Source organism: Citrobacter sp. C1, assembly GCF_014596895.2.
GTDB lineage: Bacteria > Pseudomonadota > Gammaproteobacteria > Enterobacterales > Enterobacteriaceae > Citrobacter > Citrobacter gillenii.
Genome location: NZ_CP115035.1, coordinates 4,761,937 through 4,784,680, shown reverse-complemented (window position 1 = coordinate 4,784,680; position 22,744 = coordinate 4,761,937). Strand labels below are relative to the sequence as shown.

Below are 22,744 nucleotides of genomic sequence, written 5' to 3'. Positions count from 1 at the left end.
CGCCACCGGGAAAAATATCATATTAAGGAAATTCGTTATGGCACTTTGGGGTGGGCGTTTTACACAGGCAGCAGATCAGCGGTTCAAACAGTTCAACGACTCTTTGCGCTTCGACTACCGCTTGGCCGAGCAGGATATCGTCGGCTCTGTGGCCTGGTCCAAAGCGCTGGTCACGGTCGGTGTGTTGACTGCTGATGAACAATGTCAATTGGAAGAGGCGTTGAATACTCTGCTGGAAGAAGTACGCCTCGACCCGCAACAGATCCTGCAAAGCGATGCGGAAGATATTCACAGTTGGGTAGAAGGCAAGCTCATCGATAAAGTCGGGCCGTTGGGTAAAAAACTGCATACCGGGCGTAGCCGTAATGACCAGGTAGCAACCGATCTTAAACTGTGGTGCAAAGACACGGTGCTTGAATTGTTGTCTGCTAACCGTCAGTTGCAAAGCGCGCTGGTGGTGACAGCAGAGAATAATCAGGATGCCGTCATGCCGGGTTATACCCACCTGCAGCGTGCCCAGCCGGTGACGTTTGCTCATTGGTGTCTGGCCTATGTTGAAATGCTGGCGCGTGATGAGAGCCGTCTGCAGGATACACTCAAGCGTCTGGATGTCAGCCCGTTAGGCTGCGGTGCACTGGCGGGTACTGCCTATGAAATCGATCGCGAGCAATTGGCTGGCTGGCTGGGTTTCGCCTCGGCGACCCGCAATAGTCTGGATAGCGTATCCGATCGTGACCATGTTCTGGAGCTCCTCTCAGATGCCTCTATCGGTATGGTTCACCTGTCACGCTTTGCTGAAGATCTGATTTTCTTTAATACCGGGGAAGCTGGTTTTGTGGAACTGTCCGATCGCGTAACCTCCGGTTCATCATTAATGCCGCAGAAGAAAAATCCGGACGCATTAGAGCTGATTCGTGGCAAATGTGGCCGCGTGCAAGGTGCGTTGACTGGCATGATGATGACGCTGAAAGGACTGCCGCTGGCGTATAACAAGGATATGCAGGAAGACAAAGAAGGGCTGTTCGATGCACTCGATACCTGGCTGGACTGCCTGCATATGGCGGCGCTGGTGCTGGACGGTATTCAGGTAAAACGCCCACGTTGCCAGGAAGCCGCGCAGCAGGGCTATGCCAACGCTACGGAGCTGGCCGATTATCTAGTGGCGAGAGGCGTCCCGTTCCGTGAAGCACACCATATCGTGGGTGAAACGGTAGTTGAGGCGATTCGTCAGGGCAAACCGCTGGAAGCACTGTCACTGGCTGATTTGCAAAAATTCAGCGCCGTGATTGGCGATGACGTGTACCCGATCCTCTCGCTACAGTCGTGCCTCGATAAGCGTGTGGCGAAAGGGGGCGTTTCACCGCAGCAGGTAGCGCAGGCGATCGACTACGCGAAGGCGCGCCTGGCGTAACGTGTGTTTTGCCCGATGGCGGTAAACGCCCTCGCGTCACCATCCGGCAAATGGTTATCTGAGCCTGGCATCAAGCCGGGCTTTTTTATGCAAAAAAAAGCGGACCAGAGGTCCGCAAACGTTCACGTTGGCTTTAGTTATTTCGAGTATGAGAACGGACAGTAGCTTCAAGGGTTAAAGGGGTACCGTTCCGTTTCTGTGGTGCATTATTAAACAGAATGCTTGATAGGGATAATCGTTCGTTGCTATGCTACCTATCGCTACGAACTATCGTGGCAATGGAGGATGAATAATGAATATTCGTGATCTTGAATACCTGGTAGCACTTGCCGAACACCGTCACTTCCGACGAGCGGCAGACTCCTGTCACGTCAGCCAGCCAACGCTGAGTGGGCAAATCCGCAAACTCGAAGATGAGCTTGGCGTTATGCTGCTGGAGCGGACGAGTCGTAAAGTGCTGTTCACTCAAGCGGGTTTACTGCTGGTGGATCAGGCGCGCACCGTGTTGCGCGAGGTCAAAGTGCTCAAGGAGATGGCAAGCCAACAGGGTGAGACAATGTCTGGCCCGCTACATATTGGTTTGATCCCAACGGTAGGACCTTACCTGCTGCCGCATATTATTCCTATGTTGCACCAGACCTTCCCGAAACTGGAAATGTACCTGCATGAGGCGCAAACGCATCAGCTGCTGGCGCAACTGGACAGCGGTAAACTCGACTGTGTGATTTTGGCGCTGGTGAAAGAGAGTGAAGCGTTTATCGAGGTACCGCTGTTTGATGAGCCGATGATGCTGGCGATCTATGAAGATCACCCATGGGCAAATCGCGACCGCGTACCGATGTCCGATCTGGCAGGTGAAAAACTGTTGATGCTCGAAGATGGTCACTGTTTGCGTGACCAGGCGATGGGCTTTTGTTTTGAAGCCGGTGCTGATGAAGACACCCATTTCCGGGCAACCAGTCTGGAAACGTTGCGTAACATGGTGGCAGCAGGCAGCGGGATTACTTTACTGCCCGCGCTGGCTGTCCCACCGGAGCGTAAGCGTGATGGTGTGGTCTATGTGCCGTGCATTAAACCAGAACCGCGTCGTACCATTGGTCTGGTGTACCGTCCGGGTTCGCCGCTGCGCAGCCGTTATGAACAGCTGGCAGAGGCCATCCGTGGTGCAATGGATGGCCATTTCGACAACACGTTAAAACAGGCGGTTTAAGCCGTTCAGTGCAGCTACCCGATAGGCTTCCGCCATGGTTGGGTAGTTAAAGGTGGTGTTAACGAAGTACTCGATGGTGTTACCACCACCTTTTTGCTCCATTATTGCCTGACCGATATGAATAATTTCGGCAGCGCGTTCGCCAAAGCAGTGGATCCCTAAAATCTCTTTGGTCTCCCGATGGAACAGAATCTTCAATGTTCCGACACTCATCCCGACGATTTGTGCGCGTGCCAGATGTTTAAACTGGGCGCGGCCAACCTCGTAAGGGACTTTCATTGACGTCAGTTGCTGTTCAGTTTTACCGACGGAGCTGATTTCGGGAATGGTGTAAATGCCTGTCGGAATATCTTCGATCAAGTGCGCGGTGGCCTCACCCTTGACCAGCGCCTGGGCGGCGATACGGCCTTGATCGTAGGCTGCGGAAGCAAGGCTCGGATAACCGATCACATCCCCTACGGCATACACATGCGGCAGCGCCGTCTGGTACATGCTGTTCACTTTTAGCTGGCCGCGGCTGTCCGTCTTCAGGCCAATATTCTCCAGCGCTAATGAATCGGTGTTACCGGTACGACCGTTGGCGTACAGCAGGCAGTCGGCTTTTAGTTTCTTTCCGGATTTCAGGTGCATGATGACGCCATCATCGCAGCCTTCAATTTTCTCGTATTCTTCGTTATGGCGAATCACCACGCCGCTGTTCCAGAAGTGATAAGACAGCGAGTCGGACATCTCCTGATCAAGAAACGCCAGCAGACGGTCACGGGTATTGATCAAATCAACTTTGACGTCCATTCCCCGGAAGATCGACGCATATTCACAGCCAATGACGCCCGCGCCATAGATCAGAACGTGGCGAGGTTCATGGTGCAGGCTGAGTATAGAATCACTGTCGTAAACGCGCGGATGAGAAAAATCGACATCATTTGGGTGGTAGGGACGCGAACCGCAGGCAATAACAAATTTATCTGCCGTGAGCGTTTCCACCGTACCGTCATGGCACTCCAGAGCGAGGGTGTGTTCGTCAACAAAACGGGCATTCCCCTGCAAAATTTCACAGTGGTTTCGCTCGTAAAATCCTTGCCGCATACGCGTTTGCTGATTAATGACGTTATCGGCATGGTTAAGAATATCGGCAAAAGAAGAGCGAAGAAGCCGGGAATGGTCGCTGTAGAGTGGGTTCTGATTGAATTCAATGATACGGCTGACGGCGTGGCGGAGTGCTTTAGATGGGATGGTGCCCCAGTGGGTACAACCACCGCCGACGTTATGATAGCGCTCAATAACGGCGACGCGCGCGCCTTGCTTAACCAGACCCATTGCAGCGCCTTCGCCGCCGGGGCCGGAACCTATTACTATTGCATCGTAATCGTAGGAATGTGACATGGTCAGGCTTACCTGTTCTTATACATAAAAGCAACAGAATAGTAACATCGTTGTCGGGATAACCCAATTATCGTTGTGCTTTTTTGCGAAGTCGAAGCACAAACTGCGCGTAAACAATCATTCACAAAGCCATGCCAACCGCCTAATCTCTGGTATAGTGCCAGCAAGGTATAAGGAAGGATTCAGACATCGTGATGGGCGTTAGAGCGCAACAAAAAGAAAAAACCCGGCGTTCGCTGGTTGAGGCCGCATTTAGTCAATTGAGTGCAGAGCGCAGTTTTGCCAGCCTCAGTTTACGTGAAGTTGCTCGTGAAGCGGGCATTGCGCCAACCTCATTTTATCGCCATTTTCGCGATGTGGATGAGCTCGGCCTGACGATGGTGGATGAGAGCGGCCTGATGCTACGCCAGTTGATGCGCCAGGCGCGTCAGCGTATCGCCAAGGGCGGCAGTGTGATCCGCACCTCGGTCTCAACATTTATGGAGTTCATCGGCAACAATCCCAACGCCTTCCGTTTATTATTGCGCGAGCGGTCTGGTACCTCCGCGGCGTTTCGTGCCGCCGTGGCTCGCGAAATTCAGCATTTCATTGCGGAACTTGCGGACTATCTGGAACTCGAAAACCATATGCCTCGTGCGTTTACTGAAGCACAAGCCGAAGCCATGGTGACGATTGTTTTCAGTGCGGGGGCAGAAGCGCTGGATGTTGGCGCCGAACAGCGTCGACAACTGGAAGAGCGGCTGGTATTGCAACTGCGCATGATCGCCAAAGGCGCATTTTACTGGTATCGCCGTGAACAAGAGAAGATGACGCATCACTCCGAGTAACGAGAAGGACGAGCAATGAAACAGTCAGGTCAAGATAAAGGTACGCTGCTGCTGGCGCTGGTTGCTGGCTTATCGATCAATGGTACATTTGCGGCGCTGTTTAGCTCCATTGTGCCATTCTCTGTATTCCCGATTATTTCGCTGGTGCTGACGGTTTACTGCCTGCATCAACGTTACCAGAATCGCACAATGCCTGTGGGGCTGCCGGGTCTGGCTGCGGCCTGTTTTATTCTTGGCGTTCTGTTGTACAGCACCGTGGTGCGCGCGGAATACCCGGATATCGGCTCGAACTTCTTCCCAGCGGTCCTGTCAGTGATTCTGGTGTTCTGGATCGGCTTTAAGGTGCGTAACCGTAAGCAAGAAATTGCGGAATAGTATTTGTAGGCCGGGGGTATCTTTGCTTTCCCGGCCTACAAAAAAATCACTTCGCGGTCAGTAATACTCCGCACTCCATGTGGTGCGTGTACGGGAACTGATCGAACAGCGCCAGACGTGACACATTGTGCGTCTGGCTCAACGTTTCCAGGTTCTTACACAGTGTCTCCGGGTTGCAGGAGATGTACAGAATACGCGGATACGCCTGCACCATCTTCTCTGTTTCGCTGTCCAGGCCGCTGCGCGGTGGATCAACAAAAATGGTTTCACACTGGTAACTCTTCAGGTCGACGCCCTGTAAACGGTTGAACTCGCGCACCCCATTCATCGCCTGAGTAAACTCTTCTGCAGCCATACGAATAATTTGCACGTTATCAATATGGTTAGCCGCAATATTGTACTGCGCGGCAGCCACGGACGGTTTAGCGATTTCAGTGGCCAGTACGCGGTTGAAGTTCTGCGCCAGCGCTAACGAGAAGTTGCCATTGCCACAGTACAATTCAAGCAGGTCGCCCTGCGAATCTTTGGTGACATCAATCGCCCATTCCAGCATCTGAATGTTCATGGCGGCATTCGGCTGCGTGAAGCTGTTCTCAACCTGGCGGTAGATAATCTCTTTACCCGCAACCGGCAAACGTTCATCGATGTAATCTTGATCCAACGCGATTTTGGTTTTGGTCGCCCGGCCAATCAGATGCACATTCAGGTTTTGCGCGCGTAGCGCATCCCGCAGTGCTTCGGCTTCCTGACGCCATTCGTCATCTAACTTTTTATGGTACAGCATGGATACCACCGCCTGATTGCTCATGGTGGTGAGGTAATCAATCTGGAACAATTTATGACGCAGGATGTGATTGTGACGAACGCCGTCAATCATGGCTGTCATCAGCGTGTTGATGAGTTCGCTGGCTGCCGGAAAGCTGTCGACGCGAATACGGCTTTTGGTCTGGCTTTCAAACATGATGTGATACAGGTCGTCACCGTCATGCCACAGGCGGAATTCAGCGCGCATGCGGTAATGACTGACCGGCGAGCGAAACACTTCCGGAGCCTGATCAGTAAATGGCGTCATTAAGCTCTGTAAACGAGCCACTTTATCGGCTAGCTGCGCGTCATACTGTTCTGTCGGGAGGTGTTCGGGGGTCATGATGCGTCCTGAAAAATAAAAGTACGCGGGGATTGTAGGGATTGCTCAGTAGATGTCCAGTTATTGATGATTTCTAATATTGTGATACGCAGTCTGGACAGTCGGTAATAACAAACTGTAGCATCCGCGTTCCGGTCCTGTGAGTTAAAAGGGAATCCAGTGTAAATCTGGAGCTGACGCGCAGCGGTAAGGAAAGGTGAAATGAGAGCGTAAGCAGACACTGCCTTTGGGTGGGAAGTCTTCATTTCTTTTTATTCGCTATATTGAATAACCTTCCAAGCCCGAAGACCTGCCGGCTAACGTCGCATCTGGTTTTCATCATCGCGTACTATCGGTGGGACCTGCGGCATCCTTCTTATATTGTGGATGCTTTACAATGATCAAAAAATCATTGCTGCTGACGGCACTTTCCGTCGCGGCATTTTCTGGTTGGGCGCAGGATGCTAGCCCGGATACTCTCGTCGTTACGGCTAACCGTTTTCAGCAACCCCTTAGTGCAGTGCTTGCTCCCATCACCGTTGTTACGCGCCAGGAAATCGATCGCTGGCAATCTACCTCTGTGAATGACGTTCTTCGCCGCCTGCCGGGTGTCGATATCGCGCAATACGGTGGTATGGGACAAAATTCGTCTATTTCTATTCGTGGGACCAACGCCAGTCATGTACTGGTGCTGATTGACGGCGTGCGCCTGAATTTAGCTGGGGTGAGTGGTGCCGCCGATCTCAGCCAGTTCCCGGTATCACTGGTGCAACGTATTGAATACATTCGTGGGCCGCGTTCCGCTGTTTATGGTTCTGATGCGATCGGCGGTGTGGTGAATATCATTACCACGCGAGAAAAACCGGGGACGGAATTGACCGCCGGTGTGGGCAGTAATGGTTATCAGAATTACGACATCTCGACGCAGCAACAGCTCGGTGAGAATACGCGCGTGACGCTGATGGGGGATTATGCCTATACCAAAGGTTTTGACGTTGTCGCCTACGGTAGCACTGGTGAGCAAGCGCAGCCCGATAAAGATGGTTTTTTAAGTAAGACGCTGTACGGCGCACTGGAACATAACTTCTCCGACACCTGGAGCGGGTTTGTGCGCGGCTATGGCTATGATAACCGCACCAATTATGATTCTTACTACTATCCAGGCACGCCGTTAGTCGATACCCGTAAGCTCTATAGCCAAAGCTGGGATGCCGGACTGCGCTTTAATGGCGAGCAAATCCAATCACAACTGGTTTCCAGCTACAGCCATAGCAAAGACTACAACTATGACCCGGACTATGGTCGCTACGACTCCTCGGCAACCCTGGATGAGATGAAGCAATATAACGTGCAGTGGTCAAACAGTATCGTGGTTGGCCATGGCAATGTGGGCGCTGGCGTCGACTGGCAAAAGCAAACCACAGAGCCAGGCACCGGGTATGTTACGGACGGTTACGATCAGCGTAATACCGGTATTTATCTGACCGGGTTGCAACAGCTTGGCGACTTCACCTTCGAAGGCGCGGCGCGCAGCGACGACAACTCCCAGTTTGGTCGGCATGGCACATGGCAAACCAGCGCCGGATGGGCGTTCATTGACGGCTATCGTTTCATTGCTTCTTATGGCACCTCTTATAAAGCACCTAATCTGGGGCAGCTGTACGGTATGTATGGCAATGCAAACCTTGATCCTGAAGAGAGCAAGCAGTGGGAAGGGGCGTTTGAAGGGTTAACGGCGGATGTAAACTGGCGTTTGTCAGGATATCGCAACGATATCGATAACATGATCGATTATGACCCCCACACTCTGAAATACTATAACGAAGGGAAAGTGCGGATTAAAGGCGTTGAAGCGACGGCGAGTTTCGATACGGGTCCGCTGGCGCATACGCTGAGCTATGACTATGTCGATGCGCGTAATGCGATTACGGACAAGCCGCTGGCCCGCCGTTCCAAACAGCAGGTGAAGTATCAGCTCGATTGGCAGGTCTATGATTTTGACTGGGGCCTGACGTATCAATATCTGGGAACACGATATGACAAGGACTATGTCACTAACCAGCCGGTAAAATTGGGTGGAGTGAGTTTGTGGGATCTGGCGGTGTCATATCCGATCACCTCACAGCTGACAGTTCGTGGTAAAATCGCCAACCTGTTCGATAAAGATTACGAGACAGTTTATGGCTACCCAACTGCAGGACGGGAATACACCTTGTCTGGCAGCTACACTTTCTGATCCACGTCCCACCGTGCTGGTGTTTGATTCCGGCGTCGGTGGGTTGTCGGTCTACAATGAGATCCGCAACCTCTTGCCGGATCTCCACTATATATACGCTTTCGATAACGTTGCCTTTCCTTATGGAGAGAAGAGCGAGGAATTTATTGTCGAGCGTGTTGTTGAGATTGTGACTGCCGTTCAGCAGCGCTACCCCCTTTCACTGGCTGTTATCGCCTGCAATACCGCCAGCACGGTGTCACTCCCTGCGTTACGCGAAAAGTTCGCTTTCCCGGTCGTCGGCGTGGTACCTGCAATTAAACCGGCGGCGCGCCTTACGGCTAACGGTGTAGTGGGGCTGCTGGCGACGCGAGCGACGGTGAAGCGTTCATATACGCATGAGTTGATTGCGCGCTTTGCGAACGAGTGTCAGATCGCGATGTTGGGTTCCGCTGAGTTGGTGGAACTGGCGGAAGCGAAGCTGCACGGAGAAGCAGTTCCTCTGGATGAGTTGCGCCGCATTCTGCGACCATGGTTGCGGATGTCGGAACCGCCGGATACGGTTGTTCTCGGATGTACGCATTTCCCTCTATTACAGGAAGAACTTTTACAGGTTCTACCTGAAGGGACGCGACTGGTGGATTCCGGTGCCGCGATTGCGCGTCGCACGGCTTGGTTGTTAGAACATGAAGCACCTGACGCAAAATCAGCTGACGAGAATATTGCCTTTTGTATGGCAATGACGCCTGAAGCTGAACAATTACTGCCAGTCCTCCAGCGTTATGGCTTCAAAACGCTCGAAAAACTGGCAGTTTAATCAGTTTTGGTGAAATAATACGCACTCGGAAAATTATTTTAAATTTCCCCTTGTCAGCCTGAAATAACTCCCTATAATGCGCCTCCACTGACACGGAACAACGGATTACAAGCCGCCGGGTCAGCGGGGTTCTACTGAGAACCCTGCGGAGAAAAGCGGAAAGAAATGCTTGACTCTGAATGAGGAAAACGTATTATACGGGACCTCGCAACGGTGAGCGAAAGCCGCGTTGCACTGCTCTTTAACAATTTATCAGACAATCTGTGTGGGCACTCGAAGATACGGATTCTTAAACGTCGCAAGACGAAAAATGAATACCAAGTCTCTGAGTGAACATACGTAATTCATTACGAAGTTTAATTCACGAGCATCAAACTTAAATTGAAGAGTTTGATCATGGCTCAGATTGAACGCTGGCGGCAGGCCTAACACATGCAAGTCGAACGGTAGCACAGAGGAGCTTGCTCCTTGGGTGACGAGTGGCGGACGGGTGAGTAATGTCTGGGAAACTGCCCGATGGAGGGGGATAACTACTGGAAACGGTAGCTAATACCGCATAATGTCGCAAGACCAAAGAGGGGGACCTTCGGGCCTCTTGCCATCGGATGTGCCCAGATGGGATTAGCTAGTAGGTGGGGTAACGGCTCACCTAGGCGACGATCCCTAGCTGGTCTGAGAGGATGACCAGCCACACTGGAACTGAGACACGGTCCAGACTCCTACGGGAGGCAGCAGTGGGGAATATTGCACAATGGGCGCAAGCCTGATGCAGCCATGCCGCGTGTATGAAGAAGGCCTTCGGGTTGTAAAGTACTTTCAGCGAGGAGGAAGGGGATGTGGTTAATAACCGCATTCATTGACGTTACTCGCAGAAGAAGCACCGGCTAACTCCGTGCCAGCAGCCGCGGTAATACGGAGGGTGCAAGCGTTAATCGGAATTACTGGGCGTAAAGCGCACGCAGGCGGTCTGTCAAGTCGGATGTGAAATCCCCGGGCTCAACCTGGGAACTGCATCCGAAACTGGCAGGCTAGAGTCTTGTAGAGGGGGGTAGAATTCCAGGTGTAGCGGTGAAATGCGTAGAGATCTGGAGGAATACCGGTGGCGAAGGCGGCCCCCTGGACAAAGACTGACGCTCAGGTGCGAAAGCGTGGGGAGCAAACAGGATTAGATACCCTGGTAGTCCACGCCGTAAACGATGTCGACTTGGAGGTTGTTCCCTTGAGGAGTGGCTTCCGGAGCTAACGCGTTAAGTCGACCGCCTGGGGAGTACGGCCGCAAGGTTAAAACTCAAATGAATTGACGGGGGCCCGCACAAGCGGTGGAGCATGTGGTTTAATTCGATGCAACGCGAAGAACCTTACCTACTCTTGACATCCAGAGAACTTAGCAGAGATGCTTTGGTGCCTTCGGGAACTCTGAGACAGGTGCTGCATGGCTGTCGTCAGCTCGTGTTGTGAAATGTTGGGTTAAGTCCCGCAACGAGCGCAACCCTTATCCTTTGTTGCCAGCGGTTCGGCCGGGAACTCAAAGGAGACTGCCAGTGATAAACTGGAGGAAGGTGGGGATGACGTCAAGTCATCATGGCCCTTACGAGTAGGGCTACACACGTGCTACAATGGCATATACAAAGAGAAGCGACCTCGCGAGAGCAAGCGGACCTCATAAAGTATGTCGTAGTCCGGATTGGAGTCTGCAACTCGACTCCATGAAGTCGGAATCGCTAGTAATCGTAGATCAGAATGCTACGGTGAATACGTTCCCGGGCCTTGTACACACCGCCCGTCACACCATGGGAGTGGGTTGCAAAAGAAGTAGGTAGCTTAACCTTCGGGAGGGCGCTTACCACTTTGTGATTCATGACTGGGGTGAAGTCGTAACAAGGTAACCGTAGGGGAACCTGCGGTTGGATCACCTCCTTACCTTAAAGAAACGTTCTTTGTAGTGTCCACACAGATTGTCTGATGAAAAATTAGCAGTAAAAATCTCTGCAGGCTTGTAGCTCAGGTGGTTAGAGCGCACCCCTGATAAGGGTGAGGTCGGTGGTTCAAGTCCACTCAGGCCTACCAAATTTGCCCTGATACTGTGTTGTGAAACGACTCGCATACTTCAGTATGCTTCGTCATTCCACGCCTTGTCTCAGGACAAATTATCGGTACAGAGATGAAGTATTACGATGGGGTTATAGCTCAGCTGGGAGAGCGCCTGCCTTGCACGCAGGAGGTCTGCGGTTCGATCCCGCATAGCTCCACCATCCTTTACTGCGAACAAAACAAGAAAACTTCAGAGTGTACCTGAAAAGGTTCACTGCGAAGTTTTGCTCTTTAAAAATCTGGATCAAGCTGAAAATTGAAACGACACACTGTGTCTGTTCTCCGTAATAAGAACAGATAAGCGGTGTGTTCGAGTCTCTCAAATTTTCGCAACACGATGTGTTTTACGAAACATCTTCGGGTTGTGAGGTTAAGCGACTAAGCGTACACGGTGGATGCCCTGGCAGTCAGAGGCGATGAAGGACGTGCTAATCTGCGATAAGCGTCGGTAAGGTGATATGAACCGTTATAGCCGGCGATTTCCGAATGGGGAAACCCAGTGTGTTTCGACACACTATCATTACGTGAATACATAGCGTAATGAAGCGAACCGGGGGAACTGAAACATCTAAGTACCCCGAGGAAAAGAAATCAACCGAGATTCCCCCAGTAGCGGCGAGCGAACGGGGAGCAGCCCAGAGTCTGAATCAGCATGTGTGGTAGTGGAACGGTCTGGAAAGTCCGACGGTACAGGGTGATAGTCCCGTACACAAAATCGCATGTGTTGTGAACTCGAAGAGTAGGGCGGGACACGTGGTATCCTGTCTGAATATGGGGGGACCATCCTCCAAGGCTAAATACTCCTGACTGACCGATAGTGAACCAGTACCGTGAGGGAAAGGCGAAAAGAACCCCGGCGAGGGGAGTGAAAAAGAACCTGAAACCGTGTACGTACAAGCAGTGGGAGCCTTGATTTATCAGGGTGACTGCGTACCTTTTGTATAATGGGTCAGCGACTTATATTCTGTAGCAAGGTTAACCGTATAGGGGAGCCGAAGGGAAACCGAGTCTTAACTGGGCGTTAAGTTGCAGGGTATAGACCCGAAACCCGGTGATCTAGCCATGGGCAGGTTGAAGGTTGGGTAACACTAACTGGAGGACCGAACCGACTAATGTTGAAAAATTAGCGGATGACTTGTGGCTGGGGGTGAAAGGCCAATCAAACCGGGAGATAGCTGGTTCTCCCCGAAAGCTATTTAGGTAGCGCCTCGTGAACTCATCTTCGGGGGTAGAGCACTGTTTCGGCTAGGGGGTCATCCCGACTTACCAACCCGATGCAAACTACGAATACCGAAGAATGTTATCACGGGAGACACACGGCGGGTGCTAACGTCCGTCGTGAAGAGGGAAACAACCCAGACCGCCAGCTAAGGTCCCAAAGTCACAGTTAAGTGGGAAACGATGTGGGAAGGCACAGACAGCCAGGATGTTGGCTTAGAAGCAGCCATCATTTAAAGAAAGCGTAATAGCTCACTGGTCGAGTCGGCCTGCGCGGAAGATGTAACGGGGCTAAACTGTGCACCGAAGCTGCGGCAGCGACACTATGTGTTGTTGGGTAGGGGAGCGTTCTGTAAGCCGTTGAAGGTGTCCTGTGAGGGGTGCTGGAGGTATCAGAAGTGCGAATGCTGACATAAGTAACGATAATGCGGGTGAAAAACCCGCACGCCGGAAGACCAAGGGTTCCTGTCCAACGTTAATCGGGGCAGGGTGAGTCGACCCCTAAGGCGAGGCCGAAAGGCGTAGTCGATGGGAAACAGGTTAATATTCCTGTACTTGGTGTTACTGCGAAGGGGGGACGGAGAAGGCTATGTTAGCCGGGCGACGGTTGTCCCGGTTTAAGCATGTAGGCGGGAAGTTTAGGTAAATCCGGACTTCTGTATAACGCTGAGGTGTGATGACGAGGCACTACGGTGCTGAAGTAACAAATGCCCTGCTTCCAGGAAAAGCCTCTAAGCATCAGGTAACACGAAATCGTACCCCAAACCGACACAGGTGGTCAGGTAGAGAATACCAAGGCGCTTGAGAGAACTCGGGTGAAGGAACTAGGCAAAATGGTGCCGTAACTTCGGGAGAAGGCACGCTGATGGTAGGTGAAGCGACTTGCTCGTGGAGCTGAAATCAGTCGAAGATACCAGCTGGCTGCAACTGTTTATTAAAAACACAGCACTGTGCAAACACGAAAGTGGACGTATACGGTGTGACGCCTGCCCGGTGCCGGAAGGTTAATTGATGGGGTTATCCGTAAGGAGAAGCTCTTGATCGAAGCCCCGGTAAACGGCGGCCGTAACTATAACGGTCCTAAGGTAGCGAAATTCCTTGTCGGGTAAGTTCCGACCTGCACGAATGGCGTAATGATGGCCAGGCTGTCTCCACCCGAGACTCAGTGAAATTGAACTCGCTGTGAAGATGCAGTGTACCCGCGGCAAGACGGAAAGACCCCGTGAACCTTTACTATAGCTTGACACTGAACACTGGTCCTTGATGTGTAGGATAGGTGGGAGGCTTTGAAGTGTGGACGCCAGTCTGCATGGAGCCAACCTTGAAATACCACCCTTTAATGGCTGGTGTTCTAACGTAGACCCGTGATCCGGGTTGCGGACAGTGTCTGGTGGGTAGTTTGACTGGGGCGGTCTCCTCCTAAAGAGTAACGGAGGAGCACGAAGGTTAGCTAATCCTGGTCGGACATCAGGAGGTTAGTGCAAAGGCATAAGCTAGCTTGACTGCGAGAGTGACGGCTCGAGCAGGTGCGAAAGCAGGTCTTAGTGATCCGGTGGTTCTGAATGGAAGGGCCATCGCTCAACGGATAAAAGGTACTCCGGGGATAACAGGCTGATACCGCCCAAGAGTTCATATCGACGGCGGTGTTTGGCACCTCGATGTCGGCTCATCACATCCTGGGGCTGAAGTAGGTCCCAAGGGTATGGCTGTTCGCCATTTAAAGTGGTACGCGAGCTGGGTTTAGAACGTCGTGAGACAGTTCGGTCCCTATCTGCCGTGGGCGCTGGAGAATTGAGGGGGGCTGCTCCTAGTACGAGAGGACCGGAGTGGACGCATCACTGGTGTTCGGGTTGTCATGCCAATGGCATTGCCCGGTAGCTAAATGCGGAAGAGATAAGTGCTGAAAGCATCTAAGCACGAAACTTGCCCCGAGATGAGTTCTCCCTGACTCCTTGAGAGTCCTGAAGGAACGTTGAAGACTACGACGTTGATAGGTCGGGTGTGTAAGTGTAGCGATACATTGAGCTAACCGATACTAATGAACCGTGAGGCTTAACCTTACAACGCCAAAGATGTTTTGGCGAAAGAGACATCAATTCAGCTTGATACAGATAAAATCAGAACGCAGAAGCGGTCTGATAACAGAATTTGCCTGGCGGCTGTAGCGCGGTGGTCCCACCTGACCCCATGCCGAACTCAGAAGTGAAACGCCGTAGCGCCGATGGTAGTGTGGGGTCTCCCCATGCGAGAGTAGGGAACTGCCAGGCATCAAACAGAAACAAAAGGCTCAGTCGAAAGACTGGGCCTTTTGTTTTATCTGTTGTTTGTCGGTGAGTGCTCAATATCCCACTCTTCCATAACACAAGCCATCCTGAGGCATATGCGGTAAACTAAGCACGATTTTGCATCAGGAAAGCGTCTATGAATCACTCCCTTAAAGTCTGGAACACCTTCGGTATTGATCAGTATGCTAATGAACTTGTCTGCGCCGAAAATGAGCAACAATTACTGAATGCCTGGCAATCAGCCAATGCATTACAACATCCAGTGCTGATCCTCGGTGAAGGGAGTAACGTCCTGTTTCTTGATGCCTTCTATGGAACGGTGATTGTTAACCGTATTAAGGGCATTCAGGTCACAGAACAGCCTGATGCCTGGCATTTGCACGTAGGTGCGGGGGAAAACTGGCATCATCTGGTACAGCATACTCTGCAACTGGGCATGCCAGGGCTGGAAAACCTTGCGCTCATCCCCGGTTGTGTCGGTTCATCGCCGATCCAGAATATCGGTGCTTACGGCGTAGAACTACAGCGTGTCTGTGAATATGTTGATTGCGTTGAACTGTCGACGGGCAAACATTTACGCGTCGCAGCAGCGGAATGCCGTTTTGGCTATCGTGATAGTATCTTCAAACATGAATACCAGGATCGCTTTGCGATCGTTGCAGTTGGGCTGAAACTACCAAAACAATGGCAGCCGGTGCTGACCTACGGCGACTTAACTCGCCTGGATCCCTCGACGGTGACGCCGCAGCAAGTGTTTGATGCCGTCTGTCATATGCGTACAACTAAACTACCCGACCCTAAAATACAGGGTAACGCGGGGAGCTTCTTTAAAAATCCCGTCGTTACCGCAGAAGTTGCTCAGGTGCTGCTGTCACAATTCCCGACAGCGCCTCATTACCCTCAAAAAGATGGCTCTGTGAAACTGGCTGCTGGCTGGCTTATCGATCAATGTCAGCTAAAAGGGGCGAGTATAGGTGGTGCTGCGGTACATCAGCAACAGGCGCTGGTACTCATTAATGCCAACGATGCAACAAGCCAGGATGTGGTGCAGCTTGCCCATCACGTTCGCCAGAAAGTGGGTGCGAAATTTAATGTCTGGCTTGAGCCTGAGGTCCGATTTATTGGACCTCAGGGGGAAATGAACGCCGTGGAGATCATAGCATGAAGGATCATACTGTACCTCTGACGCTTATTTCATTGCTGGCTGATGGTGAATTTCATTCGGGTGAACAGCTAGGTGAAAAGCTAGGCATGAGTCGTGCGGCTATCAATAAACACATCCAGACGTTACGTGACTGGGGTGTTGATGTATTTACCGTTCCCGGTAAAGGATACAGCTTACCGGAACCTATTCAGCTCCTGGATTCATCAGTTATTCATTCCCAACTGGGTGGTGGAAATATTACCGTCCTGCCGGTCATTGATTCGACCAACCAATACCTTTTGGATCGTATTGGGCAACTGGAATCAGGTGATGCCTGCGTCGCTGAATATCAGCAGGCCGGACGTGGCCGTCGTGGGCGTAAATGGTTTTCTCCGTTTGGAGCAAACCTTTACCTCTCAATGTTCTGGCGTCTGGAGCAGGGACCGGCGGCTGCGATTGGCCTGAGCCTGGTCATTGGTATCGTCATGGCAGAAGTATTACGCGATCTGGGTGCCGATAAGGTGCGCGTGAAATGGCCTAACGACCTCTATCTGCTCGATCGTAAACTCGCCGGCATTCTGGTGGAGCTTACCGGTAAAACGGGTGACGCTGCGCAAATTGTTATTGGCGCGGGTATTAATATGGCAATGCGTCGGGTGGAAGAGAGTGTGGTTAATCAGGGCTGGATTAACCTGCAGGAAGCGGGAATTAACATTGATCGTAACACCCTTGCCGCTCGGTTGATCCGTGAGCTGCGTGCAGCACTCGTACTGTTTGAGCAAGAAGGGCTAACGCCTTATTTACCACGTTGGAAGACGCTGGATAATTTTATCAATCGTCCCGTTAAATTGATTATCGGCGATAAAGAAATATTTGGTGTATCCCGGGGAATAGATGCGCAAGGTGCGCTATTACTTGAACAGGATGGCGTGATCAAACCGTGGATGGGTGGAGAAATATCACTCAGAAGCGCAGGGTAATAAAAAGGGGAGCGATAGCTCCCCTTTTTGTTTATTTCCGTAATCTCACTTGTTCAACAGCATGGTTGGCGCTTTTAGTCATGATTAAGCTGGCTCGCTCACGCGTTGGTAAGATATTTTGTTTTAAATTCAGCCAGTTAATTTCTTTCCAAAGTGTTGTGGCGGTATTGATAGCCTCATCTTCAGACAGTTTGGCGTAGTTATGGAAATAAGAGTCGGGGTTGGTAAATGCCCCTTCACGGAATTTCAGGAAACGATTGATATACCACGTCTGGAGTAATTCTTCTGGTGCGTCAACGTAAATAGAGAAGTCGACAAAGTCAGAAACAAATACATGATGTGGATCGTGAGGGTAATCCATCCCACTTTGTAATACGTTTAATCCTTCGAGAATTAAAATATCGGGTTGTGCGACGGTCTTGTCTCCATCAGGGATCACATCATAGATAAGATGTGAATAAACCGGCGCCGTGACGTTAGGAACACCTGACTTGAGGTCGGAAACGAATTTTACCAGACGGTGCATATCGTAGGACTGAGGGAAGCCTTTCTTCTTCATAAGTCCACGGTCTTTCAACACCTGGTTAGGGTGAAGAAAGCCATCGGTGGTAATCAACTCAACCTTGCGATGCTCAGGCCAGCGACTCAACAATGCCTGCAGGACGCGCGCAGTGGTACTTTTTCCTACCGCAACGCTGCCAGCAATACTGATGATATAAGGAATACGCTCGCCGTTGGTGCCTAAAAATTGCTCCAGCACAGCCTGACGGCGCAGGTTTGAACTGATGTAAAAGTTTAGCAAACGCGATAAGGGCAAATAAATCTCGGCAACTTCTTCCAGCGATAAGTCTTCATTAATGCCTTTCAGACGAGCAATCTCTTCCTCGGTCAGGGTCATCGGCACGGAATCACGAAGCGCAGCCCACTGGTTGCGATCAAACTGTAGGTAAGGCGTCATTAACGCTTGCTCTTTTATACTCATACGCATGGTCTGGCTGTCATTGCGATATCAGGTCAGTAATAAAAAATGAATTCATCCCTGGCACGCAATGGCACGTCACATTTCAGTTAATTTGGACAATGGGCAGGAGGGTAACACCAGATGGGAGGGAATAATAAGAAAAAATCATCCCCTGAAAAGCAATGTGACGGGTATTCCAGATGTAAAAAGAGGCACTTTGCATCAGTTGGTATACATATGATGGAGTAAAACACCTCCTGGACGGTCGTGAAACGTTGTAAATTTGTACAGTCAGGCGCGAGAATAGATTATTTATCGGCCGTATAGTGTAAAATGTGAGCGATAGAACGTTTTATGCGATTTTTTAGTTGCATGAAAGCGCAGGTCTCCATAAAATGCGCGCTACTTGATGCCGACTTAGCTCAGTAGGTAGAGCAACTGACTTGTAATCAGTAGGTCACCAGTTCGATTCCGGTAGTCGGCACCATCAAGTCCGGTGGGGTTCCCGAGCGGCCAAAGGGAGCAGACTGTAAATCTGCCGTCACAGACTTCGAAGGTTCGAATCCTTCCCCCACCACCACTTTCTGGCAGCGTTATCGCCGCCTGGGTTGGTTAGAAAAATTAACCAGCTCAAACAGAAAAGAGAGAAATCTCTTTTTTGTTACAGAAAGAACTGGGTAGCCGAGTTTCAGGATGCGGGCATCGTATAATGGCTATTACCTCAGCCTTCCAAGCTGATGATGCGGGTTCGATTCCCGCTGCCCGCTCCAGACGTGCTGATATGGCTCAGTTGGTAGAGCGCACCCTTGGTAAGGGTGAGGTCCCCAGTTCGACTCTGGGTATCAGCACCACTTCACTTCTCCTTCCCGTTTCTCTCTGTTTACTTTTAAAAGCATTCAACAGTTCAGGTATATTGCCTGGTTGATGTGGTGATATCACCGATTTATCCGTGTCTTAGAGGGACAATCGATGTCTAAAGAAAAATTTGAACGTACAAAACCGCACGTTAACGTCGGTACTATCGGCCACGTTGACCATGGTAAAACAACGCTGACTGCTGCAATCACTACCGTACTGGCTAAAACCTACGGCGGTTCTGCTCGTGCATTCGATCAGATCGATAACGCACCGGAAGAAAAAGCACGTGGTATCACCATCAACACTTCTCACGTTGAATATGACACCCCGTCTCGCCACTACGCACACGTAGACTGCCCGGGCCACGCCGACTATGTTAAAAACATGATCACCGGTGCTGCGCAGATGGACGGCGCGATCCTGGTTGTTGCTGCGACTGACGGCCCGATGCCGCAGACTCGTGAGCACATCCTGCTGGGTCGTCAGGTTGGCGTTCCGTACATCATCGTGTTCCTGAACAAATGCGACATGGTTGATGACGAAGAGCTGCTGGAACTGGTAGAAATGGAAGTTCGTGAACTTCTGTCTCAGTACGATTTCCCGGGCGACGATACTCCGATCGTTCGTGGTTCTGCTCTGAAAGCGCTGGAAGGCGAAGCTGAGTGGGAAGCTAAAATCGTTGAACTGGCTGGCTACCTGGATTCTTACATCCCGGAACCAGAGCGTGCGATTGACAAGCCGTTCCTGCTGCCTATCGAAGACGTATTCTCCATCTCCGGCCGTGGTACTGTTGTTACCGGTCGTGTAGAGCGCGGTATCGTTAAAGTTGGCGAAGAAGTTGAAATCGTTGGTATCAAAGAGACTGCTAAGTCTACCTGTACTGGCGTTGAAATGTTCCGCAAACTGCTGGACGAAGGCCGTGCTGGTGAGAACGTTGGTGTTCTGCTGCGTGGTATCAAACGTGAAGAAATCGAACGTGGTCAGGTACTGGCTAAGCCGGGCTCTATCAAGCCGCACACCAAGTTCGAATCTGAAGTTTACATCCTGTCCAAAGACGAAGGCGGCCGTCATACTCCGTTCTTCAAAGGCTACCGTCCTCAGTTCTACTTCCGTACAACTGACGTGACGGGTACCATCGAACTGCCGGAAGGCGTAGAGATGGTAATGCCGGGCGACAACATCAAAATGGTTGTTACCCTGATCCACCCGATCGCGATGGACGACGGTCTGCGTTTCGCAATCCGTGAAGGCGGCCGTACTGTTGGTGCGGGCGTTGTTGCTAAAGTTCTGAGCTAATTGCTGATATTATTTGACGCAATGCGCAATAAAAGGGCATCATTTGATGCCCTTTTTATACGCTGTCGAACCAGAACCTGGCTCATCAGTGATTTTTTTTGCCATAATCATTGCTGAGACAGGCTCTGAAGAGGGCGTTTAGTCCGAAACGCACCAGAGCATTTCGGTTTGGATCGCCTCGCGTACGCGGGGTGAAAATGTTTGTAGAATACTTCTGACAGGTTGGTTTATGAGTGCGAATACCGAAGCTCAAGGAAGCGGGCGCGGCCTGGAAGCGATGAAGTGGGTTGTTGTCGCTGTATTGCTGCTTGTCGCTATCGTTGGCAACTACCTCTATCGTGACATGATGCTGCCGTTGCGTGCGCTAGCCGTAGTGATTCTGATTGCCGCAGCGGGCGGTGTCGCGCTGTTGACGACAAAAGGTAAAGCGACCGTTGCTTTTGCCCGTGAAGCGCGTACCGAAGTCCGTAAGGTCATTTGGCCAACTCGCCAGGAAACGCTGCACACCACGTTGATCGTTGCTGCGGTCACTGCGGTAATGTCACTGATCCTGTGGGGACTGGATGGTATTCTGGTTCGCCTGGTATCCTTTATCACTGGCCTGAGGTTCTAAGATGTCTGAAGCTCCTAAAAAGCGCTGGTACGTCGTTCAGGCGTTTTCCGGTTTTGAAGGCCGCGTAGCCACATCGCTGCGTGAGTATATCAAGTTACAAAATATGGAAGAGTTGTTTGGCGAAGTCATGGTGCCGACTGAAGAAGTGGTCGAAATCCGTGGCGGTCAACGTCGCAAAAGCGAACGTAAATTCTTCCCGGGCTATGTACTGGTCCAGATGGTCATGAACGATGCGAGCTGGCACCTGGTGCGTAGCGTGCCGCGTGTGATGGGCTTTATTGGCGGTACTTCTGACCGTCCAGCTCCGATCAGCGACAAAGAAGTTGATGCGATCATGAACCGCCTGCAGCAGGTTGGCGATAAGCCACGTCCGAAAACGATGTTTGAACCGGGCGAAATGGTTCGTGTTAGCGACGGTCCGTTTGCTGACTTTAACGGCGTAGTTGAAGAAGTGGATTATGAGAAGTCTCGTCTGAAGGTTTCCGTATCTATCTTCGGTCGTGCAACGCCGGTTGAGCTGGACTTCGCTCAGGTTGAGAAAGCCTAACAAGTCGATCAAAAAAGCGGCGATTTAATCGTTGCACAAGGCGCGAGATTGGAATACAATTTCGCGCCTTTTGTTTTTATGGATAGCATCCGTAAAACGAATTTTATCACGGGGAGCCTTTTTGAGGCGCTATAACCCAACTAGAGGAATTTAGAATGGCTAAGAAAGTCCAAGCCTATGTCAAGCTGCAGGTTGCAGCTGGTATGGCTAACCCGAGCCCGCCGGTAGGTCCAGCACTGGGTCAACAAGGTGTGAACATCATGGAATTCTGCAAAGCGTTTAACGCAAAAACTGATTCCATGGAGAAAGGTCTGCCGATCCCGGTTGTTATCACCGTTTACGCTGACCGTTCTTTCACTTTCGTTACCAAAACGCCTCCGGCAGCAGTTCTGCTGAAGAAAGCGGCTGGTATCAAGTCTGGTTCCGGTAAGCCGAACAAAGACAAAGTGGGTAAAATTTCCCGCGCCCAGCTGCAGGAAATCGCGCAGACCAAAGCTGCCGACATGACTGGTTCCGACATTGAAGCGATGACTCGCTCCATTGAAGGTACTGCACGTTCCATGGGCCTGGTAGTGGAGGATTAAGAAATGGCTAAACTGACCAAGCGTATGCGCGTGATCCGTGACAAAGTTGATACAACTAAACAGTATGATATCAACGAAGCTATTGCTCTGCTGAAAGAGCTGGCCACTGCTAAATTCGTAGAAAGCGTTGACGTTGCCGTTAACCTCGGTATCGATGCTCGTAAATCTGACCAGAACGTACGTGGTGCAACTGTACTGCCGCACGGTACTGGCCGTTCCGTTCGCGTAGCCGTATTTGCCCAGGGCGCAAACGCTGAAGCTGCTAAAGCTGCTGGCGCTGAACTGGTAGGTATGGAAGATCTGGCTGACCAGATCAAGAAAGGCGAAATGAACTTTGACGTTGTTATTGCTTCCCCGGATGCAATGCGCGTTGTTGGCCAGCTGGGCCAGGTTCTGGGTCCGCGTGGCCTGATGCCAAACCCGAAAGTTGGTACTGTAACCCCTAACGTTGCTGAAGCGGTTAAGAACGCTAAAGCGGGTCAGGTTCGTTACCGTAACGACAAAAACGGCATCATCCACACTACCATCGGTAAAGTGGATTTTGACGCTGACAAACTGAAAGAAAACCTGGAATCTCTGCTGGTTGCGCTGAAAAAAGCGAAACCGACTCAGGCTAAAGGCGTGTACATCAAGAAAGTTAGCATCTCCACCACCATGGGTGCTGGTGTTGCCGTTGATCAGTCCGGTCTGACCGCGACTGTGGCGAACTAATATTCGCCTTTACGTGGGCGGTGATTTTGTCTACAATCTTACCCCCACGTTTCTGCTAATTGCAGACGTATATCCAAGATATTCAGGCTGTG

General features: G+C 51.3%; 16 protein-coding genes, 6 tRNA genes, 3 rRNA genes and 1 riboswitch. Of the genes, 22 read left to right on the top strand and 3 right to left on the bottom strand.

Annotated features, from left to right (window positions below; translation table 11 throughout):
- Positions 1-37: 37 nt before the first annotated feature.
- Both argH and oxyR read left to right on the top strand, forming a co-directional pair.
- Positions 38-1,411 (top strand): argininosuccinate lyase, encoded by a 1,374-nt coding sequence (argH, locus tag IB214_RS22875; protein WP_117343672.1) that lies wholly within the window; start codon positions 38-40, stop codon positions 1,409-1,411.
- Positions 1,412-1,703: 292 nt separating this feature from the next.
- Positions 1,704-2,621: a DNA-binding transcriptional regulator OxyR gene (gene oxyR, locus IB214_RS22870; RefSeq protein ID WP_115259743.1), complete on the top strand. Its 918-nt coding sequence runs from the start codon at positions 1,704-1,706 to the stop codon at positions 2,619-2,621.
- Here the strand turns inward: oxyR and sthA are convergent.
- The gene (gene sthA, locus IB214_RS22865; protein WP_096758790.1) at positions 2,604-4,004 is read right to left on the bottom strand and encodes a Si-specific NAD(P)(+) transhydrogenase; all 1,401 of its coding nucleotides are present in this window, start codon (positions 4,002-4,004) and stop codon (positions 2,604-2,606) included. The two genes, oxyR and sthA, sit on opposite strands and share 18 nt — an antisense overlap.
- A 191-nt stretch (positions 4,005-4,195) precedes the next feature.
- Here sthA and fabR point away from each other — a divergent pair, with 191 nt between their 5' ends.
- On the top strand, positions 4,196-4,831 hold the full coding sequence (gene fabR, locus IB214_RS22860; protein ID WP_003028862.1) for an HTH-type transcriptional repressor FabR: 636 nt from the start codon (positions 4,196-4,198) through the stop codon (positions 4,829-4,831).
- A 15-nt stretch (positions 4,832-4,846) separates the two neighbouring features.
- Positions 4,847-5,206 (top strand): YijD family membrane protein, encoded by a 360-nt coding sequence (locus IB214_RS22855; RefSeq protein ID WP_003825114.1) that lies wholly within the window; start codon positions 4,847-4,849, stop codon positions 5,204-5,206.
- Positions 5,207-5,252: 46 nt separating this feature from the next.
- On the opposite strand, the gene trmA is transcribed toward IB214_RS22855, so the two are convergent.
- Positions 5,253-6,353, bottom strand: coding sequence for a tRNA (uridine(54)-C5)-methyltransferase TrmA (gene trmA / locus IB214_RS22850; RefSeq protein WP_117343673.1), 1,101 nt, complete (start codon positions 6,351-6,353; stop codon positions 5,253-5,255).
- Positions 6,354-6,468: 115 nt separating this feature from the next.
- Positions 6,469-6,665, top strand: a riboswitch (cobalamin riboswitch).
- Between the two features lie 64 nt (positions 6,666-6,729).
- Between trmA and btuB the strand changes: the two genes are divergently transcribed.
- The 9 genes from btuB to birA all read left to right on the top strand — a co-directional run bounded on the left by btuB (position 6,730) and on the right by birA (position 17,082).
- Positions 6,730-8,568 carry a TonB-dependent vitamin B12 receptor BtuB gene (gene btuB, locus IB214_RS22845; protein WP_117343674.1) on the top strand — a complete coding sequence of 613 codons (1,839 nt, stop codon included), beginning with the start codon at positions 6,730-6,732 and terminating at the stop codon, positions 8,566-8,568.
- The gene (gene murI / locus IB214_RS22840) at positions 8,513-9,364 is read left to right on the top strand and encodes a glutamate racemase (protein WP_115259740.1); all 852 of its coding nucleotides are present in this window, start codon (positions 8,513-8,515) and stop codon (positions 9,362-9,364) included. The genes btuB and murI overlap by 56 nt, the downstream gene beginning before the upstream one ends.
- Positions 9,365-9,742: 378 nt before the next feature.
- Positions 9,743-11,284: ribosomal RNA gene (locus IB214_RS22835) — 16S ribosomal RNA — on the top strand.
- A 70-nt stretch (positions 11,285-11,354) separates the two neighbouring features.
- Positions 11,355-11,431 (top strand) — tRNA-Ile (locus tag IB214_RS22830).
- A gap of 109 nt (positions 11,432-11,540) precedes the next feature.
- A tRNA-Ala gene (locus tag IB214_RS22825) sits at positions 11,541-11,616 on the top strand.
- 207 nt (positions 11,617-11,823) lie between these two features.
- Positions 11,824-14,733 (top strand): 23S ribosomal RNA (locus IB214_RS22820).
- A gap of 91 nt (positions 14,734-14,824) precedes the next feature.
- Positions 14,825-14,940: ribosomal RNA gene (rrf, locus tag IB214_RS22815) — 5S ribosomal RNA — on the top strand.
- The 16S, 23S and 5S rRNA genes sit together here with 2 tRNA genes alongside, the layout of an rRNA operon.
- A 154-nt stretch (positions 14,941-15,094) precedes the next feature.
- On the top strand, positions 15,095-16,123 hold the full coding sequence (gene murB / locus IB214_RS22810; RefSeq protein WP_117344055.1) for a UDP-N-acetylmuramate dehydrogenase: 1,029 nt from the start codon (positions 15,095-15,097) through the stop codon (positions 16,121-16,123).
- On the top strand, positions 16,120-17,082 hold the full coding sequence (birA, locus tag IB214_RS22805; RefSeq protein WP_115259739.1) for a bifunctional biotin--[acetyl-CoA-carboxylase] ligase/biotin operon repressor BirA: 963 nt from the start codon (positions 16,120-16,122) through the stop codon (positions 17,080-17,082). The genes murB and birA overlap by 4 nt, the downstream gene beginning before the upstream one ends.
- 31 nt (positions 17,083-17,113) lie before the next feature.
- On the opposite strand, the gene coaA is transcribed toward birA, so the two are convergent.
- Positions 17,114-18,064: a type I pantothenate kinase gene (coaA, locus tag IB214_RS22800; protein WP_096759485.1), complete on the bottom strand. Its 951-nt coding sequence runs from the start codon at positions 18,062-18,064 to the stop codon at positions 17,114-17,116.
- Between the two features lie 390 nt (positions 18,065-18,454).
- Here coaA and IB214_RS22795 point away from each other — a divergent pair.
- The 9 genes from IB214_RS22795 (at position 18,455) to rplA (ending at position 22,652) form a co-directional block, all read left to right on the top strand.
- Positions 18,455-18,530, top strand: a tRNA-Thr gene (locus tag IB214_RS22795).
- Positions 18,531-18,538: 8 nt separating this feature from the next.
- Positions 18,539-18,623: transfer RNA gene (locus tag IB214_RS22790), tRNA-Tyr, on the top strand.
- 115 nt (positions 18,624-18,738) lie between these two features.
- Positions 18,739-18,813: transfer RNA gene (locus IB214_RS22785), tRNA-Gly, on the top strand.
- Positions 18,814-18,818: 5 nt separating this feature from the next.
- Positions 18,819-18,894, top strand: a tRNA-Thr gene (locus IB214_RS22780).
- A gap of 118 nt (positions 18,895-19,012) precedes the next feature.
- Positions 19,013-20,197: an elongation factor Tu gene (gene tuf / locus IB214_RS22775; protein ID WP_096759316.1), complete on the top strand. Its 1,185-nt coding sequence runs from the start codon at positions 19,013-19,015 to the stop codon at positions 20,195-20,197.
- A 229-nt stretch (positions 20,198-20,426) separates the two neighbouring features.
- Positions 20,427-20,810 carry a preprotein translocase subunit SecE gene (secE, locus tag IB214_RS22770; protein WP_003033128.1) on the top strand — a complete coding sequence of 128 codons (384 nt, stop codon included), beginning with the start codon at positions 20,427-20,429 and terminating at the stop codon, positions 20,808-20,810.
- 1 nt (position 20,811) lies between these two features.
- Positions 20,812-21,357: a transcription termination/antitermination protein NusG gene (gene nusG / locus IB214_RS22765; protein WP_003033125.1), complete on the top strand. Its 546-nt coding sequence runs from the start codon at positions 20,812-20,814 to the stop codon at positions 21,355-21,357.
- 155 nt (positions 21,358-21,512) lie between these two features.
- Entirely contained in the window at positions 21,513-21,941 is a 429-nt protein-coding gene (gene rplK / locus IB214_RS22760) for a 50S ribosomal protein L11 (RefSeq protein WP_003033122.1), read from the top strand.
- A gap of 3 nt (positions 21,942-21,944) precedes the next feature.
- A complete protein-coding gene (gene rplA, locus IB214_RS22755) occupies positions 21,945-22,652 on the top strand; it encodes a 50S ribosomal protein L1 (protein ID WP_096758782.1) in 708 nt (235 codons plus the stop codon).
- Positions 22,653-22,744: the final 92 nt, after the last annotated feature.

Coding starts and splice junctions, on each gene's coding strand:
- argH (WP_117343672.1), top strand. CDS start 38: ATGGCACTTTGGGGTGGGCGTTTTACACAGGCAGCAGATCAGCGGTTC.
- oxyR (WP_115259743.1), top strand. CDS start 1,704: ATGAATATTCGTGATCTTGAATACCTGGTAGCACTTGCCGAACACCGT.
- sthA (WP_096758790.1), bottom strand. CDS start 4,004: ATGTCACATTCCTACGATTACGATGCAATAGTAATAGGTTCCGGCCCC.
- IB214_RS22855 (WP_003825114.1), top strand. CDS start 4,847: ATGAAACAGTCAGGTCAAGATAAAGGTACGCTGCTGCTGGCGCTGGTT.
- trmA (WP_117343673.1), bottom strand. CDS start 6,353: ATGACCCCCGAACACCTCCCGACAGAACAGTATGACGCGCAGCTAGCC.
- btuB (WP_117343674.1), top strand. CDS start 6,730: ATGATCAAAAAATCATTGCTGCTGACGGCACTTTCCGTCGCGGCATTT.
- murI (WP_115259740.1), top strand. CDS start 8,513: ATGGCTACCCAACTGCAGGACGGGAATACACCTTGTCTGGCAGCTACA.
- murB (WP_117344055.1), top strand. CDS start 15,095: ATGAATCACTCCCTTAAAGTCTGGAACACCTTCGGTATTGATCAGTAT.
- birA (WP_115259739.1), top strand. CDS start 16,120: ATGAAGGATCATACTGTACCTCTGACGCTTATTTCATTGCTGGCTGAT.
- coaA (WP_096759485.1), bottom strand. CDS start 18,064: ATGAGTATAAAAGAGCAAGCGTTAATGACGCCTTACCTACAGTTTGAT.
- tuf (WP_096759316.1), top strand. CDS start 19,013: ATGTCTAAAGAAAAATTTGAACGTACAAAACCGCACGTTAACGTCGGT.
- secE (WP_003033128.1), top strand. CDS start 20,427: ATGAGTGCGAATACCGAAGCTCAAGGAAGCGGGCGCGGCCTGGAAGCG.
- nusG (WP_003033125.1), top strand. CDS start 20,812: ATGTCTGAAGCTCCTAAAAAGCGCTGGTACGTCGTTCAGGCGTTTTCC.
- rplK (WP_003033122.1), top strand. CDS start 21,513: ATGGCTAAGAAAGTCCAAGCCTATGTCAAGCTGCAGGTTGCAGCTGGT.
- rplA (WP_096758782.1), top strand. CDS start 21,945: ATGGCTAAACTGACCAAGCGTATGCGCGTGATCCGTGACAAAGTTGAT.